Origin of the sequence: Diaphorobacter caeni, from assembly GCF_015354245.1 — a bacterium.
Lineage (GTDB): Bacteria > Pseudomonadota > Gammaproteobacteria > Burkholderiales > Burkholderiaceae_C > Diaphorobacter_A > Diaphorobacter_A caeni.
In genome coordinates, this window is record NZ_JADKYZ010000009.1 from 184749 (window position 1) to 201170 (window position 16422).

The 16422-nt window shown below is 61.6% G+C and carries 12 protein-coding genes; 1 reads left to right on the top strand and 11 read right to left on the bottom strand.

Translation table 11 applies throughout. The features are described 5' to 3' along the window. Nucleotides 1-165: 165 nt before the first annotated feature. The 7 genes from ISG32_RS21365 to ISG32_RS21395 all read right to left on the bottom strand — a co-directional run bounded on the left by ISG32_RS21365 (nucleotide 166) and on the right by ISG32_RS21395 (nucleotide 8796). Nucleotides 166-591 (bottom strand): DcrB-related protein, encoded by a 426-nt coding sequence (locus tag ISG32_RS21365; protein ID WP_194773048.1) that lies wholly within the window; start codon nucleotides 589-591, stop codon nucleotides 166-168. Nucleotides 592-677: 86 nt separating this feature from the next. Beyond that, a complete protein-coding gene (locus ISG32_RS21370) occupies nucleotides 678-1442 on the bottom strand; it encodes an ankyrin repeat domain-containing protein (RefSeq protein ID WP_194773049.1) in 765 nt (254 codons plus the stop codon). Between the two features lie 116 nt (nucleotides 1443-1558). Continuing rightward, the gene (tssI, locus tag ISG32_RS21375; protein WP_194773050.1) at nucleotides 1559-5068 is read right to left on the bottom strand and encodes a type VI secretion system tip protein TssI/VgrG; all 3510 of its coding nucleotides are present in this window, start codon (nucleotides 5066-5068) and stop codon (nucleotides 1559-1561) included. A gap of 439 nt (nucleotides 5069-5507) precedes the next feature. Beyond that, nucleotides 5508-6587, bottom strand: coding sequence for an alkene reductase (locus ISG32_RS21380; RefSeq protein ID WP_194773051.1), 1080 nt, complete (start codon nucleotides 6585-6587; stop codon nucleotides 5508-5510). Nucleotides 6588-6604: 17 nt separating this feature from the next. Further along, nucleotides 6605-7240 carry a nuclear transport factor 2 family protein gene (locus ISG32_RS21385; protein WP_194773052.1) on the bottom strand — a complete coding sequence of 212 codons (636 nt, stop codon included), beginning with the start codon at nucleotides 7238-7240 and terminating at the stop codon, nucleotides 6605-6607. 24 nt (nucleotides 7241-7264) lie between these two features. Continuing rightward, the gene (locus ISG32_RS21390) at nucleotides 7265-8050 is read right to left on the bottom strand and encodes an SDR family NAD(P)-dependent oxidoreductase (RefSeq protein WP_194773053.1); all 786 of its coding nucleotides are present in this window, start codon (nucleotides 8048-8050) and stop codon (nucleotides 7265-7267) included. Nucleotides 8051-8061: 11 nt separating this feature from the next. Next, a complete protein-coding gene (locus ISG32_RS21395; protein ID WP_194773054.1) occupies nucleotides 8062-8796 on the bottom strand; it encodes an SDR family NAD(P)-dependent oxidoreductase in 735 nt (244 codons plus the stop codon). Nucleotides 8797-9177: 381 nt separating this feature from the next. Here ISG32_RS21395 and ISG32_RS21400 point away from each other — a divergent pair, with 381 nt between their 5' ends. Beyond that, nucleotides 9178-9942 carry an SDR family oxidoreductase gene (locus ISG32_RS21400; RefSeq protein WP_194773055.1) on the top strand — a complete coding sequence of 255 codons (765 nt, stop codon included), beginning with the start codon at nucleotides 9178-9180 and terminating at the stop codon, nucleotides 9940-9942. Between the two features lie 180 nt (nucleotides 9943-10122). Here the strand turns inward: ISG32_RS21400 and ISG32_RS21405 are convergent, their stop codons facing one another. From ISG32_RS21405 to ISG32_RS21420, 4 genes are all read right to left on the bottom strand, one after another. Then, nucleotides 10123-11733, bottom strand: coding sequence for a FadD3 family acyl-CoA ligase (locus ISG32_RS21405; protein WP_407645086.1), 1611 nt, complete (start codon nucleotides 11731-11733; stop codon nucleotides 10123-10125). An 8-nt stretch (nucleotides 11734-11741) separates the two neighbouring features. Continuing rightward, nucleotides 11742-12824, bottom strand: a complete 1083-nt coding sequence (locus ISG32_RS21410) for a ferredoxin--NADP reductase (protein ID WP_194773057.1) — start codon at nucleotides 12822-12824, stop codon at nucleotides 11742-11744. 89 nt (nucleotides 12825-12913) lie between these two features. After that, on the bottom strand, nucleotides 12914-14668 hold the full coding sequence (locus ISG32_RS21415; protein WP_194773058.1) for an FAD-binding protein: 1755 nt from the start codon (nucleotides 14666-14668) through the stop codon (nucleotides 12914-12916). 12 nt (nucleotides 14669-14680) lie between these two features. Then, the gene (locus ISG32_RS21420; RefSeq protein WP_194773059.1) at nucleotides 14681-16411 is read right to left on the bottom strand and encodes an FAD-binding protein; all 1731 of its coding nucleotides are present in this window, start codon (nucleotides 16409-16411) and stop codon (nucleotides 14681-14683) included. Nucleotides 16412-16422: the final 11 nt, after the last annotated feature.

Below are 16422 nucleotides of genomic sequence, written 5' to 3' on the forward strand. Positions count from 1 at the left end.
CCGAGAGAGCTAGTCCGGCCGTAGCTACTGCGCCAACCACCGCAGCACCAACAACACCGCCTACAACCGTTCCGACAAACTTGGCCAGAAAGCGCGCGGTCGCATTGGTGTGCGCGATGGGGTCATGCAATCGAGCTGCTGGACTGACTTTCATGCCCTACCCGTTCAGAATTGGAAACTGCCGAGCGTGAACTGCCAGCTCTGTTCGTCTTCGGCGTCGAAGGGGAGCGCCGACGTCATCGCAAGCACCAGAATTTGCCCGGTGCGCGGAACAATGAGAATGGCTTGCCTCTGATGCATCTTCACGCCGTTTTGCTTGTACTCGAACGCGATCTCGATGGCTTCGGCAGCGTTGCGTTCGACATTCACGTTCAAAGTACGTCTGGCGTGCAATTTGAATCCCGCCATCTGCGCCTGCAGGCTCTTGAGCTGGCGACTGACATATGCATCCAGTGTCTCCTGCGGCTGAAGCAGATCTCGCGAGATCACGACATTGAGGCCATCGCCGCTCTTGGTTCCCAGCAGATTGACGGATTGATCAATCAGTCCATCCGGCACTTCAATGCTTCCCTCATTGAATACATACTTCATTTCTCAAACTCCGCATTTCATGAAAACGCCCAGTCACCAAGCCCTGACACTGGTTCAATCTCGAGGCCCAACAGATTCGACCTTGGTCAGCGCTTCTGCCCAGCCGGGACGACGACCTTTTCGCCTCTGGCTCGCATCTGGTCACGCACAACCTCGGGTGAATCAGGCGGCCATTTCATGCCCTTGGCTACGAGCTGCTCGCGCAACTGCTCGAACTGTGCTCGCAATGGTCCTGGCTGCAAACGCTCCAAGCGGAGTTTCATCGACCAACCCACAGTGACGCCATTCACCGTATAGGTATCGACCTTCGCACCTTGTTGCACCAAGTACTGTGCAATGTGAGGGTTCTGCGACGTCATTGAGTCGTACAGAGCCGACCCTCCAATGCGATCACGCGCATTGATATCAGCGCCCCGCTGCAGGAGCAGTTTCACCATATCCAAAGCAAACGCATTACCCGAACGAGCGGCCTTCTGCAGCAGGGTCATGCTGCCTCCCGCGGTATTGTTGGGAGACATGCCACCGTCCAGCATGGCCTGAAGCAGCTTCAAGCCCAGAGTGTCATCGGGGTTCTTGCGGCTCATGAAAGCGAAGTCGAGCGGGCTGCCGAAATCCTTGATCGGCTGTGCCGACGGATCAGCACCCAGCGACACCAAGGTTTTCACCGCTTCCATATTGAGCTGATCCGGCTGGATCGCAAACCACAGCAGCGTCATGTCTTGCCGACCCGCCTGGTTCAGGTTCTGACCCGCCGCCAATTGCCGCAGACGCGCCATGTCCTTGGACTGGATGGCCTGTGCCATCTCCAACATGCGACCATCAAAAAATTGCTCGGGGTTTGTGGTTTTCATTCGTTGACCCATTCCATGAACGTTCCATCCCACGGCCACTGTGCCAAGCACCAGCAGCGACTTGCAGCATTGGCGGCGAACGGGGGACAAACTTGGTGTTGTTGGCTTCATAAGACTCAATGCTTCGGCGCCGCAGAATTGACTTGCTGCATGCTTCCAGAAGTGGCACTTTCAAGGGCGCTGACCGATTGGTCAATGCCATGGCGTGCGATCGGACTGCCCGTGCCTGGCAAAGTATGCGGCACCCCTACTGCGTTCGGCATAGCTGCAGCCAGACCCACCTTGCCCGCTCCGGCTGCCACGGCGCCCGGGATGCCCCCTACTTGGCCACCAACGGCCATCGCGCCCAATGTGCCGCTGACACTCTGTTCCTGCGCACCAGTCAGCACATCTCCATCAATGCGATATGCCTGAATATTCTCCGTGCCTGGCACATGTACCGTACCACCATATTTTTCAACCGTTCCGCTATTGAGTCCCGCAGCGTTGAACGTCGTGGCTGACTGGCCACTCGCGCGCGACGCTGCGGACGCCATGCCACCGCCAAGCGAATGGCCAGTGAAATCCACATTGGCACCAGAATCTTTTACTTTGTTGCCGACATCTACTGCACTCCGGTAATAGTCGGAGTCCAGCCCCACGCCCTGCGCCCCATTGTTCTTCCAGTCTTCCAGTTCCTTCATACGGGTCCCGCGGAATGCCACTACCGGCTTGGCATCAGGCCCAAGCACGGCCGGATCGGGCTCATACACTTGGGTGCCATATTGGAGATCTTCTGGCCTGAGCCCATATTTCTCCAGCGCCGCAGCATCGCCGCTGACATTGTTCCAGCCAGGCGGTGCACCTTCTCCAGGCGCATAGGTGTTCTGCGACAGCTTGGCCATCTGCAACGCATTGCCATTGGTCTCGGCATCGGCGATGGCTGCCGCCAATTGGTCGCGCTCGGGGCCAGGGGGCATCTGCTCCATCTGCTTCTTGGCATCGGCCAACTGCTGCATCTGCATCGCCAGTTGCGCCACGGGATCGACAGGAGGTGCTTCCGATCCCACAGGTGCCGCGCAGTTGAGCAGAATTTTTCCGCCGCGTTCGTCGAGTTCATCCGTAAAGCTGAGCAAGCCCTTCTTGCCCTGCAGCACGATGGTGCCGTCGGCCAGCAGGACGATCGCGGATTCTCCGCAGACCAGCGCGATGCGTTGATTGGCTTTGATGAAGACATCCTCGGTCTTGCCATGCACCAGCACCGACTTTTCACCGACCAGATTCGCATTGGCTGCAGTCGACGTCACCGACGCGTCCTCCTTGGAGAGGATATTGGTCGCGCCAGTCAACGAATGCGAAATGATGTCCCCCGCCGACACCGTGGTGATCTGTCCTCCGGCGCTGACCTGCGTGACGATGCCGTTCTTCACCAACTGGGTGTACTGCGCTCCGGTGGTCACCGTCATCGGCCCCTGGGCGCGCATGGACACGCTTTGCCCCGAGCTCACCACCACCGGCTTGGGGCTGATCATCGTCTGCCCTTCCGGGCTGACAATGGAGACGATGGGTTTGTCGATTTTTTTGGACAGATCCAGCATGTTCTGGGCATCCGCCAGTGCAGGATCCATGTCGCTGGACACACTGGATTCACCACCGCCTTCTTCCCCTCCACCCAAGGCCGATGCCGCCGTGTTGACCATGCCCGCGATGCCCGGAATGCTGCCCAGGCCTCCTGCTCCGCCACCCTTCCCCCCCATGCCACCGACCATGCCGGCGATGCCCATCACTCCTTGCATCAGACCGCTGAAATCGCCGCTCTTGCTCTTGATGGTGGATGCCAGTATTCCCTTGGTCGCATTGATCGCCTGTTCGGTTTCCTGAATCAGCGAACGGCTCTGCGCGAGCGTCTCGCCCATGTACTCATGTCCATCCGGGCTGTCGTGCGAAATCTTCTGCTTGAAGTCCTGCGTGTACGTCGTGATCAGCAAGCCCTTGTCCGCGCGGATCGCCCCCCACTCATTGGTCCGCAACTCAAACCCGTAACTGCGCTTGGCCTCCGAGCCCTGATTCAACAGGTAGCCCATGTGCAGGTGCGTATTGCCGTGGTCGCTCGACAGCTCCAGATGCTCAATGCCCTTCTGGTCTTCAAAGCGCAGCATGTTCTTGCCGCCGCCGCCCTTGCTCCAGTTGGTCTGCGTGCCCGACTGCGTCTTGTGCTTGGGCAGCTCCCACGGCGGCATCTGCAGCGCGTTGTACACGCGGCCGGTGATGATCGGGTAGTCCGGATCGCCGTTCAGAAAATCGACGATCACTTCCTGGCCGATGCGCGGGATGTGCATGCCGCCGTAGTTGCTGCCCGCCCAGGTCTGGCTCACGCGGATCCAGCAGCTGGAGTTTTCGTCCATCGTGCCGTAGCGGTCCCAGTGGAACTGCACCTTCACTCGGCCGTATTTGTCGGTGTAGATCTCCTCGCCCGCCGGGCCGGTGACGACTGCCGTCTGCGGGCCGGTCGTGTGGGGCTTCGGGGTCACGCGCTGGCTGCGGTACGGCACGCTCTTGGGCACGACGTTGAAGCTGATGCGATACGTGGTCGGGCTGTCGATGCCCGCACGCTTGGCGCTGCCCGAGCCGCCTGCGCCGTCGCTTCGGCGCACGTTCTCTTCAAACCGGTAGTACGCCGATTCGATGAGGTATTCCTTGTTCTGGTCTTCACGCGGATAGCGCGTCAAGGAAAAAAGGTAACCAGGAGCAATATTTCGCGCATTGCCCTCACCTTGGGCTACTTCTCGTTGCGCCTTTTGCTGTTCGATTCGCACCCGCGCGTAGTTCTCGCCATCGCCGGTTTCGGTGTAACCACCGGGCCAGTCATAGAGCTCGCGGCTGTCTTCGGTGTGGCCTGCGGGCTGCTGCTGCTTGGTGTCCAGAATGGCCTTGGGCTTCTCGAAGTCGTAGTCGTCCGCCGCAAAATGGCCGCTGGCGATGTCTTCGGCAAAGCTCCAGCCGTCGATGAAGTCCTCGTCGTGCACGTGCGCCGCACGGTCGCCCGAGTAGTAGGTGATCGTGCTGGGGCCGCTGGGCAGCGGGCTGTGGCTGCCGATGTCATCGGCCAGCACCAGCTTGTGGTTGCCCTGGCTGTGTTCAAAATAGAAGTATCCGCCTTCAGATTCGAGCAGGCGAGCTACAAAATTGAAGTCCGTCTCGCCGTACTGGACCATGTAGTCCCAGGTGCGATAGCTGCCAGTGAGCTTGTCCTCGATGGTGAAACCATACGGGCCCAGCACTTCCTTGATGATGTCCGGCACCTTCTTGAACTGGAAGATCTTGAAGTCCGAGCGGCGCGTCGCATGCCATAGCCACGGCCTCAGCACGGCTTCGTAGCTATAGAAATCCCCATCGCGACCGATGTAGGTGAACTGCGTCACCTGCCCCGAGAGAAACCGCTTGCCCCCACCACCGAGCTTGGTGGTCAGGTCCACCTCCACGCTCATGTCCTTTCCGAGAAGACTCTTGGCGGAAATCGATGCGCTCTGGCTGATCAGCCGGACGCGGTACTCGAAAAGGCGCGATATCTGCTCGCTTCCCTCCAGTGAACGGAACTCCAGCTCCTTGCCCAACGGACTATGGGCAACGAAGGTACGGTCTGACATGGAAACTCCATCAGAATTGGCTTATTAATAGATGTTTTAAATCATATGCGAGAAGTTGATACCCGGCAACACAAGACAACGAACATTGCAAAAGGTCATTTCTGCGTTGCAGCGTCAAGTTCAACTTCCCTCGTGAAATCAAGCCACAAGCCTCTTCACTGATGGTTACGAGCCGTTGACAATGGCCCAATTGCCTTTCTCAAAACATCGATTTTTTGGAAAGTTATGCATCAATTCGTGTGTTTCAAACACCGATCCAGACGCCTCCAGCCGCGAGATGAGACCCACAGAAAAGCGCAGCCTTCCATATAGCGGAAGCGGCGCGATCGTTGGAGGCCGGAGCTGCCAATGCGTCAGTCGGGAGGGTGGGGAGCAGGAGTCTTCTTCCTGTCTCTCTTTCCATTTATCCACGCATGCATGAAGCGATAAGCTTGCGCCTTCAGGCAAGCACCAGTCCGTCCGCAGACTCGTAGTCCGTATACCCTCGCTCACCATCGGTATAGAGCGTCTTGCGATCAAACGTCGACAGCGGCAGGCCCTCGCGCATGCGGCGCACGAGATCGGGGTTGCCGATGAAATGGCGGGCGAACGACACAGCCCTTCCCTCGCCTGCGGCAAGCGCGGTCTCGGCGGAGGCTGCATCAAAGCCATCGTTGAGAATCAGGTTCTGTCCAAAGTTCTCGCGTGCCAGCGCGAAAGCATCGATCTCGACCACCGGTGCGCGCATCACGTGCAGATAGGCAATGCCGATGCCCGCAGCTTGGCGCATGAGCTCGGCGTGCGTGCTGGCTGAGTCTTCGTCGCTGGTGTCGTTGTAGGTGTTGCCCGGGTTCAGGCGCAGGCCCACGCGGTCCGATCCGATGCGCGCCGACATCTCGCACAGACACTCGACCGCGAATCGCGCGCGATGAGCTGCGTTGCCGCCGTATTCGTCGCTGCGTCGATTGGTGGAGGAGCTCAAGAACTGCATGCTCAGGTACCCGCTCGTGCCATGCAGCTCCACTCCGTCGAAGCCCGCATCGATGGCACGTTGCGCCGCTTGAGCGTGGGTGGAGATGGCGGCTTTCACCTCTTCTGTGCTGAGCGCGACCGGAGTGTCGAAGTCTTGCATGCCGGCGGAGTCCGTCCAGATCTGGCCCTGCGCCTTGAGGGCGGACGCCGACACGGTGCGCGTGCCTGCGGGTTTGATGCGATGGCTGCCGATGCGCCCCGAATGCATAAGCTGAAGCACGATGCTGCCGCCGCGCGCATGCACGGCATCGGTCACGCGTTGCCAGGCACGCATCTGTTCTGCCGTTTCGATGCCCGGCTGTCGGTTGTAGGCTTGGCCGGTGACTTCGGGCCAGGTGCCTTCCGCAACGATGAGGCCTGCATCACCGCGCTGACCGTAGTGCTCGGCCATCATGGGAGTGGCGAGTCCTTCCGGCGTAGCGCGGTTGCGGGTCATGGGCGCCATCACGATGCGGTTCTGCAGCTTAATGCGACCGAACTGCGTGGGGGTGAACAATGTCATGGTCATGATGTGTGTCCTCTCGCTCAGCGCACGCGCATGCGCGGGTCAGGCGCACCGCGGCGCATGGTTTTGAGGAACTCGTTGAGCGGTGCGGGAGCGGCCACTTCGGGCAGTTCGTCCTTGCCAGGGCGGTTCGCCCAGAACTCCTTCCAGCTCGGGAACAGCTCGTGGAACGCGCCGCGATACGGCTCGCGGCCCGGCCAGCGCATTTTCATGTCGCCGATCGGCGGCTTGTTCAGGTCCGTCGCGTACCAATAGCACGGCAGGCGGCGGCGAAAGAACCACTGGCCATCGATGCGCTCGTAGTCATCCCAGTACAGCATCTGCATGATCACCCATTCGGCGCCGCATTCATGCTCGTTCTTGGAATAGACGACGCCGGTGGCGTGATCCTTATCCGCGAACTCGATGATGTGCTGCCCCAGGTGGTGTGAGGTGCCCGTGAACTGATCCCGCAGCGTGGAATCCTGCCACGCCTTGAAATGCGCGCGCCCCACCTTCTCCTTGCCGACGCGGATATTCGGTGCAAACAGATTGACGTGTGCATCCATGTCGCGCATATCGAGCGACAGCGAATACCGTCCCGCCAGTTGGCGGATGGCGTCCAGCGATTCCAATCGGTCGATGCGCTCTTCGAGCGTCGATGGCCATTGACTCATTGCAGCAATCTCTTTCTCGTCAGATCAAAGCGCGGTGACAAGCACCGCAGAGCGACCGCCATCCACCGGTAAAGTGGCACCGGTCACATAGCTCGCCTCGTCGCTCGCGAGAAAAAGCGCAGCGTTCGCGAGCTCGACCGGCTGGCCCACGCGGCCCATCGGAATCAGCTTCTCGGTGCTCTTGCGCGACGCGTCATCCGACAGCATGCCGGCCGTCGCGGGCGTTTCCACCACTGCGGGAATCACCACGTTCACGCGCACACCATCTGCTGCTCCTTCCGCAGCCGCAGCCCGGGAGAAGTTGATGATCGCGGCCTTGGCCGCCGAATAGCCCGACATGCAGGGCGTGCCCAGCGTGCCGCAGATCGAGCTCACGTTGATGATCGAGCCACCCTTTTCCTTCATGAGCTTGAGCGCAGTGCGCGTGCCCCAGAAGGTACCGTCCACCGACGTGGTGAAGTTGGCGTGCCAATCCTGCGTGGTCATCGCATCGATGCTGCCCCATGTGTAGGCCATGGCGTTGTTGACCAGCACATCGAGAGATCCGTGCTTCCGCTCGGCCTGCTCAAGCGCGCCGACGATCTGCTGCTCGTTGCCCACATCGGCAACGACCGCCTCGGCCTTGCCGCCTGCAGCGTTGATGCGCGAGACCACCTCTTCAAGCGGTTCCTTGCGGCGACCGCAGATCACCACCGTTGCGCCTTCCTGCGCAAAGCGCTCGGCCGTGGCCGCACCGATGCCGGAGCCCCCGCCAGTCACGAACGCAACCTTGCCAGACAGACGCTTGCCGTTGCCGTTATTGCTGCTCATCGTCACACTCCTTATAGGAAGGCGCTGCCGCCATTGACCGCCACGTTCTGACCCGTCATGAAGCCGCTGTCATCGCTTGCAAGAAACACAGCCACCTTGGCGATGTCCTCGGGCTCGGCCATGCGGCCCATGGGCACGCCCTTGATGATCGCGTCGGCCCACTCCTGCGGAATGCCCTGCATCATCGGCGTGTTGGTCGGGCCCGGCACCAGCGTATTCACGCGGATGCCCTGCGGAGCCAGTTCCTTGGCCATGCCGCGCGTGAGGCCCATCAACGCCGCCTTCGACGCGCAGTAGTGCGCAGGACCGTCACCGCTCACAGCCGAAGTGCTGGAGATGTTGACCACCGCACCGCCCGACTTCGTCTCCTGCATGAGCTTGACCGCCTCGCGTGCGCAATAGAAAGCGCCGTTGAGATTCACACCGATCACGCGCGCCCAAGTCTCGTCAGGAATGTCGGCGAACGGATCGACCGAGCCCACGCCCGCGTTGTTCACCAGCGCGTCAACGCGGCCAAGGCTGCTTTTGATTTCAGCGAACAGCGCCGCCACGGCCTTGCTGTCGGCCACATTCACGGAGCGCGCCACGTGCTTGCCAGCGCGACCATTCAAAGTGTCCTTGGCGGCCTGCTCGTTCAGATCCACCGCTACCACGGTCGCGCCCTCGTCGGCAAAGCGTTGCGCAATCGCGCGGCCCATGCCCTGACCAGCTCCCGTGACGACGGCCACCTTTCCATTCAAACGCATTTTTGTCTCCTGTTGACATGAATGTTTAGACCTGTCAAGCGTAGGAACAAATGCATGCTCAACCATCGTCCGATGGGACTATGAAGACGTCTCGCAGTTCTCCTAAAGTAGCGCTGGTCCTCGTCCACAAGGACGGCTTAACCTCTTACGGATCTCCTGAGCATGCTTTTCGAAAAAGTCATGAACACTGATAAATCGGAAACACGCTTTGACGAAAGATGCCATTCGCCCGGCGGTTTCAAGACTCCGTGGAGGTACGCAGAACAAGCCAATCGAGCGCGATGGTCGCCGATGTGAACGCCACTGCACGCTTCAGACGACGACCTCCTCTTTCCTTCATTTCATTCCATTTCATTTCCAACACCAGAAGACATTCACACAATGAACACAAATCTGACCGACAAGATCGCACTCGTTACCGGCGGCGCCAGCGGCGTAGGCCAGGCGGTGGTGAAGCTCCTCCATGCGCTCGGGGCCAGCGTGGTGATCAGTGACATCAACGAAGCCGCAGGCAAGCAACTTGCGCAAGAACTGGGTTCCCGCGCTGCCTTCGTCCACCACGACGTCAGCAATGAAATCTCGTGGACACAAGCGATCGAATTCGCCCAGCAAACCTTCGGCACGATCAACGTACTGGTCAACAACGCCGGCATCCTCCTGCGCGGCAACATGGAAACAGGCCTCCTGCAGGATTTTCAGAAACTTCTGCATGTGAACACCGAATCGGTCTTCATCGGCTGCCAGCAAGGCATCCTCGCAATGAAAGAGACCGGTGGCTCAATCGTCAACATGGCCTCGGTATCGTCCTGGCTTCCGGTAGACAACTACGCAGGCTACAGCGCCACCAAGGCAGCGGTATCCGCCCTGACCCGCGCCACGGCTCTGCACTGCCGCAAACAGGGCTACGCCATCCGCGCAAATTCCGTTCACCCAGACGGCATTTACACCCCCATGATGCAAGCCTCTCTACCCAACGGCGTGACACGCGAGATGGTGCTGCACGACGCAGAACACAACCGTGCAGGGCGCGCCTACATGCCGGAGCGCATCGCGGAACTGGTGGCGTTCCTCGCCAGCGATGCATCGAGCGTGATGAGTGGGAGCGAATTGCATGCGGACAATTCGATTCTGGGAATGGGATTGTGATGGGGTTGCGATTCTGGGTTTGAATCGCTGTCGATTCTTTGCTGCTGGATTGTTTTGAGGGCGGAGGCCGGGTGTTCCGCCCGGCGGCGGAGTCACCTTTTGCGCGCAAGCAAAAAGTGATTGCCCCGCCGGGGGCAGTCCCGGCCTCCGTAAGCAACCACCCAGCAGGAACAAAAAGTATTAAAGAACAGGCGCAGAGGAGTTCGCCAACAACTCCTTCACCATCCCCACCAACTCCCTCTTCTGCACCTTGTTCGAAGCATTCACAGGCAAAGCCTCCAACTGCACCACATACCGAGGCACCTTGTAATTGGCCATCTTCGCCCGGCACCACCCGATAAAGGAGTCCGCATCCACAGTCACCCCGTGACGAGCCACGACACAGGCGCACCCCACCTCCCCCATGCGCTCGTCCGCAACGCCAATCACCGCCACCTGCGAGACGTCGGGGTGGTCCGCGAGCATGCGTTCGATCTCCGCCGGATAGCAGTTGAACCCGCCGACGATGAACATGTCCTTCAAGCGATCCGTGATGCGCAGATAGCCGCGCTCGTCCAGCACGCCGACGTCGCCCGTATGCAGCCAACCATCGGCATCGATGGTTTCAGACGTGGCCTTGTCATCTTCGAAATAACCCTTCATCACGTGGTAGCCACGCAGCAGCACCTCGCCGGGCTCGCCTGCGGGAACGGGCTGGTTGTTTTCGTCCACGCAGCGCACTTCGGTACCAGGCAACGCGTGGCCACAGGTATTGGCGACTGTGGCTGCGTCGTCCGTGGGTTCACAGATGGTCGCGCAGCCGCCGCATTCGGTGAGTCCGTATGCCGTCGTCACGTTGGCGATCCCGAGTTCCTCGCGCATGCGGGTGATGAGAATCGGTGGCACCGTCGAGGCGCCGGTGACTGCGGATTGCAGCGTGCCCAGGTTGAAGTCACCTAACTGGGGGTGCGACAGCATGGTGAGAAACAGCGTCGGAGGGCCGGGCAGAAAGCTGATACGGTCGTCCTGGATGCGACGCAGAATTGCGTCGGCATCGAACACCTGCTCGGGATAGATCGTCGCGCCAGCCATGAGGGCAGCGATCCAGCCGGCCTTGTAGCCGAAGGTGTGGAAGAACGGGTTGACCACCAGATAACGGTCTCCATGACGCAGATTGACGACGTTGGCCCATGCCTTGAAGGCCAGAATCGTCGGGAAATGCGCCGCCATCACGCCCTTGGGACGGCCGGTCGTGCCGGAAGTGAACATCAAATCGGCCGTGTCATCGGGCTGAATCTGTGCCTCACGCGCGAGCTGTTCTTCGGCACTGATCTGGGACGCCAGTTGTATGAACGCGGACCAGCTCAGGTCGGCGCTGGTCTGCACCTTGTCGCCCACGACGATGATGGATGCAAGCGTTTTCGGGCGCAGGCCCTGCAGCAGATCGGGGTAGTATCGGCCGAGAAAATCCCCCACGCTGAGCAGCACTCGCGTGCCGCTGCGCTCCAGAATATCTGCAGCCTCCTCGCCTTTCATGCGGGTGTTGAGCGGCACCAGTACGCCCCCGGCCGCATGCACGCCGCAGGCAGCGATGATCCACTCGCTCATGTTGGGCAACCAGATCGCGACACGATCCCCCTTCTGCACGCCAAGCGCTATAAAGGCCCGCGCGGCCTCGCGCGCCATTTGATGCAGGGCGCTGTAACTGATGGCTGCGCCTTTTTCCACGATGGCGGGATGATCGCCATATTGACGAGCCATTTCCGCCAGCATCTGCGGCAGGGTTTGCTTCTGGGTCAACGCTTCAAACATGGATGACATCACTCCGGAAATTGGATGCGCAGCGTATTGCTGGTGGGAACGGATTGGCAGGACAGAACCCAGTTCTTCGACAGATCCTTGGCGTCCAGCACTTCGTTGTGACGCATGTGCACCGTGCCGTCCTGCAGCTTGCACATGCACGATGCGCACATGCCTGCCTGACAGGAAAACGGCGCGTTGATGCCATTGCGCAGGGCGGCTTCGAGCAGGGTTTCGCTGCCGCCGCAGGTGAATTCGTATTCCTCGCCATCAAGGCGCATCTGCACCTTCGCCTCATCGACCGCGGCGGGCATGGCCACGGCCTCGGCGGCGTCCTTCTGCTGCATTTCGTGCAGCGCCTCCTCGTCGGGCAAGGAGACAAAACGCTCCACATGCACGCTGTCTTCGGCCATGCCGGCGGCAATGAGCGCGGCCTGCGCGGCGTCCATGAACGGGCCCGGACCGCAGATGAAGGCCTGGGCGCTGGTCGCCACAGACGGCTTGGCCCACGCGGTGAGCTGCCGCTGCGATGGTGCGCCCTGCAGCGTGTCGAGCCAGTGCACGATCTGCAGACGCTCGGGGTACTCACTCGCCAGTCGCTGCAGATCCCGCCTGAAGATCACCGAACGCTCATCGCGGTTCGCGTAGAACAGCACGACGCGGCCTTCATGCTTTTGCAGCACCGTGCGCAGAATCGAGAACACCGGCGTGATGCCGCTGCCGCCCGCCATCAGCAGAAAGTCCTGTGCCAGATTGCGGGGCGAGAACAGGCCCGAGGGCGGCATCAGCTCGATGGTATCGCCCACACGCACCTTGTCGCAGACCCAGTTCGAGCCGCGCCCCTGATGCACGCGCTTGACCGTCACGCGCAGCGCGGCGTCCAGCGCGGGCGAGCTCGACATCGAGTAGCAGCGCGGCACATGGCGGCCGTCGATCGGCAGGCGCAGCGTGAGAAACTGCCCGGGCCGGTAGCTGAATTGCTCCGACAGATGGGACGGCACCTCGAACACGATCGACTTGGTGTCGTGCGTTTCCTCGATCACCTCTTTCACCCGCAACGGGTGGTAGCGGCTGGCCGCCGACGTGGCTTCACTGGTCGTCATGTCTCTTTCCCTGGCTCACTCACTTGCTTGCTCTATCACCCGTCACCCACTGCTGGATGGGCATGGTCCGTCGTGCCATGCCCGTCACTTCAAACCAGCGCGATATCCAATTCAGTCAGGCCCATCACCGGCTTGCTCGCTGCGCTGTTGACAGGCTTTGCCCTATCGGCATCCACCGCAGCGGAACGGCCCGCGCGGCGTCCGGAGAACACACAGTCGGCCAGCGACAGCCCACTCACATAGCGCGACGAAGCCACGCCGATGGCGGTGCGACCTGCCGCGTAGAGGCCCGGAATGTCACGCCCATGCACGTCGAGCACATGACCGCTTTCCTCGTTGACCTTGAGGCCACCGAGACTCAGCACCGCGAGCGGGAACATCTTCTGCGTGATCGAGATGTCGATGGCGAACAGCGCGCCGCCCTTGAACTCGTGGCGCATGTCCATGGCCTTGCCCATCGCGTCGACGCGCTCGCCACGCGCTGCGGCGTTGGCGTCATCGAACTGGCGCTGCAGGATGGTGGCGTCCGCGCCGATCTTCCTTGCCAGATCGGCCACGTTGCGACCTTTGACCGCCACCTTGTACATCAGCGCCAGCGCAGGCATGGACTGAAACGCCCACAGTCCACCGAACAGACACTGCCACGTCGCCTGACGGCGCAGCGCGCTGTCGATGATCAGCCAGGACTTGCCGCCCTGCTTTTCCATCATCTCGTAGCCGAGCTTGGCGCCGTAGACCTGCTCGTTGCAGAAACGCTCGCCGCGCGTGTTGACCACCAGGCCCTTGGGCCAGACAGCGGGCGGCGTGATAAAGCGCCAGGCGGAGATGTTGTTCAGATCCTGCGTGCCCGCGTTGGCCGACTGGCCAAGGCGCAAGCCCGAGCCGTCGCAGCCCGCCGCGCCGGTGAGCCATCCCGGCTTGTAGGCTGGGGCGTGCTGTTCGAGCAGGTCCGGGTTGTAGATGTAGCCGCCGGTGCTCAGCACCACACCCTTGCGGGCGCGCAGGTAGCGGCGTTCGCCGATCTGGCTTTCGATCTGCGCTGCCTCGCGGCGACCGGCTTGCGCACGCGGCGCCTGGTACAGCCGCCATTTGGCGACCAGCGCGTCGAGCGCCTTGTGGCGCGCCGTGCGCGGATCGCCTTCGGGCAACACCCACACTTCCACGCCCAGAATGCGACCGGTGGCGCGCTCGCGCACGAGGCGCCGCACGCGGGCCTGAGTGAGCACACGCGCGCCATGGGCGAGCGTGGACTTCTGCAACGCATTGAACAGCGTGGTGCCCGACTGGCCCTTGGCCACGGTGCGATGACCGCGCGGCGCGGGCTTCTTCGCAAGGCGTGGATTGCCGTAGGCGGGCACGACCTCGTTGCCGGAGTAGTACAGATACACGCCATCGGGCGGGTACGAGGTCTTGTATTTGGGCATCGTTGAATCGAAGCGTGCGCCCTGCTTTTCCAGCCACTCGAGATTGGCGACGCTCTCTTCGCAGAAGCGCCTGAGCGTCGCGTCACTCACCACGCCGTTGACCTCGTGCTTGAGATAGTCGGCCATGGCCTCGGGCGTATCGTCAAAGCCTGCGGCCTTCTGCTGCCTGGTACCGCCGCCCGCATAGACCACACCGCCGGAGAGCACGCTCGCACCGCCGCCTCCGAAACGATCGACCACCAGCACATCAGCTCCTGCCTCCCGCGCCTCGATGGCGGCACTCGCGCCCGCCGCGCCCCAGCCGACCACCAGCACGTCGGTGGTGTCCGCCCATTGAATTTCGGTCTCGGAACCCACGTCGAGCACTTGCTCGACGGGATTCACGGTGCTGACGCGCTGCTTGCCCGAATTGCCTGCCATCTGCGCCACTCCTCATCCGCCCTGCTGGAGCAGCTGCGTGTTTTCCAAGGGCAGCGGCTTGCCGAGAATGTCGGCCACCGCACGAAAGGCGAAGGTCATCGCCGGACCGAGCGTGGAGCCCGCACCGGGATAAGCCGGTCCCATCACCGATGCCGAGTTGTTGCCCACGCAGTACAGGCCGGGGATCACGGCACCCTGTTCGTCGAGCACGCGCGCCTCGCGGTCGGTCACCAGACCGCCCTTGGTGCCGATCTCGCCGGGCCACAGCTGCATCGCGTAAAACGGGCCCTTCTCGACCGCGCCCAGATTGGGATTTTTCAAACGCGGATCGCCGTAGTAGCGGTCGAACACATTGCCGCCACGGTCGAAATCCAGATCCTTGCCGGTCTTGGCGTATTCGGTCATGCGGCGTGCGCTTTCCTTCAGGCCCGCCGCATCGACGCCGATCTCGCGCGCCAGGTCGTCGAGCGTTTCGCCCTTCCAGTAGACCTTGTTGAGCCAGCTCTTGCGCAGCTTGCTGTCAGGCACGGCCGATGCGGGCATCAGCGGGCCGATGGGGTTCTGCGCGCGGAAGTTCGCGTCGAACACGATCCACGCGGGCGCTGCGCCGTTGCCTTTGGCCGCGTCGGCCAGCATGGCCTGCTGGAATTCTGGATAAGGTCCCGACTCATTCAGAAAGCGCTGGCCCTTGTTGTTGACCACCATGCAGCCAGGCAGCGAACGCTCGACAAAGATGCCGCGAAATGCCGGTTCCTTGGGCACGTCCATGGTCGGGCATCCCCAGGACCAGTCCATCAGATCCAGCTTGGCACCAATCGCCTGGCCCGCTCGGTGGGCATCGCCCTCGTTGCCGCCCACGGGCGTGGCTGTCCATTCCGCCTTGCTGGGCTGCACCAGGTACTGCTCGCGCATCTGTTGGTTGCGCTCAAAACCACCCGCCCCCAGCAGCACGCCGCGCGCGGCGTTGATCTGCACGCGCTGTCCGTTCTTCTCGACGATCACGCCGGTGACGCGGCCGGAGGCGTCCTTCACCAGTTCCTTGAGCGGTGCATTGCGCCACATCTCCACGCCCGCCTTGTTGGCGGCCGTGAGCAGACCCGCGATCAGCGCCTGACCGCCCGTGAGCCGACGGTCACGGCGGGTCTTGCTGCGCCATGGGTAGTCCAGGAAATACTTCAGCATCATGCCGATGATGGTGAAGCGCGATTTGAATTCGCGCGAAAGCATGGAGTGCGCCTCGAATGCGTTGATGCTCATGCGGCCGAACAGCTGGTTGCCCGGAGGACCGGGGCGCATGGTCTCCAGCGCCACCACGCCCAGCTTGGCGGCGTTGAAGTCGACCGGGTCCATGGTGCGACCGCCGGGCTTCGATCCCTCGATGTGCGGGTAGTAGTCCGCATACTTGGGCATGCAGCGGTAAGGCACACCTATCTGCTTCAAGTATTCGGCCATCTTGTTGGCCGTCTCCACGTAAGCCAGCACACGATCGTTGCTGGCCATGCCGCGCACGCAGCGCAGCATGTAGCCATAAGCGGTAGCCAGATCATCCCTGACACCCGCGCGCTTCTGGTCGTAGTTCACCGGAATCCAGATACCTCCGCCGGACAACGCCGACGTGCCGCCGAACACCTCCGCCTTCTCCACCACCAGTGTCCTGAGGCCCTGCTCCTTGGCGCGAATCGCCCCGAGCAACGCCCCGGCACCCGAACCGACCACCACCACGTCATATTCCTGAACTGCCACGCTTGCGTCTC

Coding starts and splice junctions, on each gene's coding strand:
- ISG32_RS21370 (WP_194773049.1), bottom strand. CDS start 1,442: ATGAAAACCACAAACCCCGAGCAATTTTTTGATGGTCGCATGTTGGAG.
- ISG32_RS21365 (WP_194773048.1), bottom strand. CDS start 591: ATGAAGTATGTATTCAATGAGGGAAGCATTGAAGTGCCGGATGGACTG.
- ISG32_RS21380 (WP_194773051.1), bottom strand. CDS start 6,587: ATGACCATGACATTGTTCACCCCCACGCAGTTCGGTCGCATTAAGCTG.
- ISG32_RS21415 (WP_194773058.1), bottom strand. CDS start 14,668: ATGGCAGGCAATTCGGGCAAGCAGCGCGTCAGCACCGTGAATCCCGTC.
- ISG32_RS21385 (WP_194773052.1), bottom strand. CDS start 7,240: ATGAGTCAATGGCCATCGACGCTCGAAGAGCGCATCGACCGATTGGAA.
- ISG32_RS21395 (WP_194773054.1), bottom strand. CDS start 8,796: ATGCGTTTGAATGGAAAGGTGGCCGTCGTCACGGGAGCTGGTCAGGGC.
- ISG32_RS21400 (WP_194773055.1), top strand. CDS start 9,178: ATGAACACAAATCTGACCGACAAGATCGCACTCGTTACCGGCGGCGCC.
- ISG32_RS21410 (WP_194773057.1), bottom strand. CDS start 12,824: ATGACGACCAGTGAAGCCACGTCGGCGGCCAGCCGCTACCACCCGTTG.
- tssI (WP_194773050.1), bottom strand. CDS start 5,068: ATGTCAGACCGTACCTTCGTTGCCCATAGTCCGTTGGGCAAGGAGCTG.
- ISG32_RS21405 (WP_407645086.1), bottom strand. CDS start 11,733: ATGTTTGAAGCGTTGACCCAGAAGCAAACCCTGCCGCAGATGCTGGCG.
- ISG32_RS21390 (WP_194773053.1), bottom strand. CDS start 8,050: ATGAGCAGCAATAACGGCAACGGCAAGCGTCTGTCTGGCAAGGTTGCG.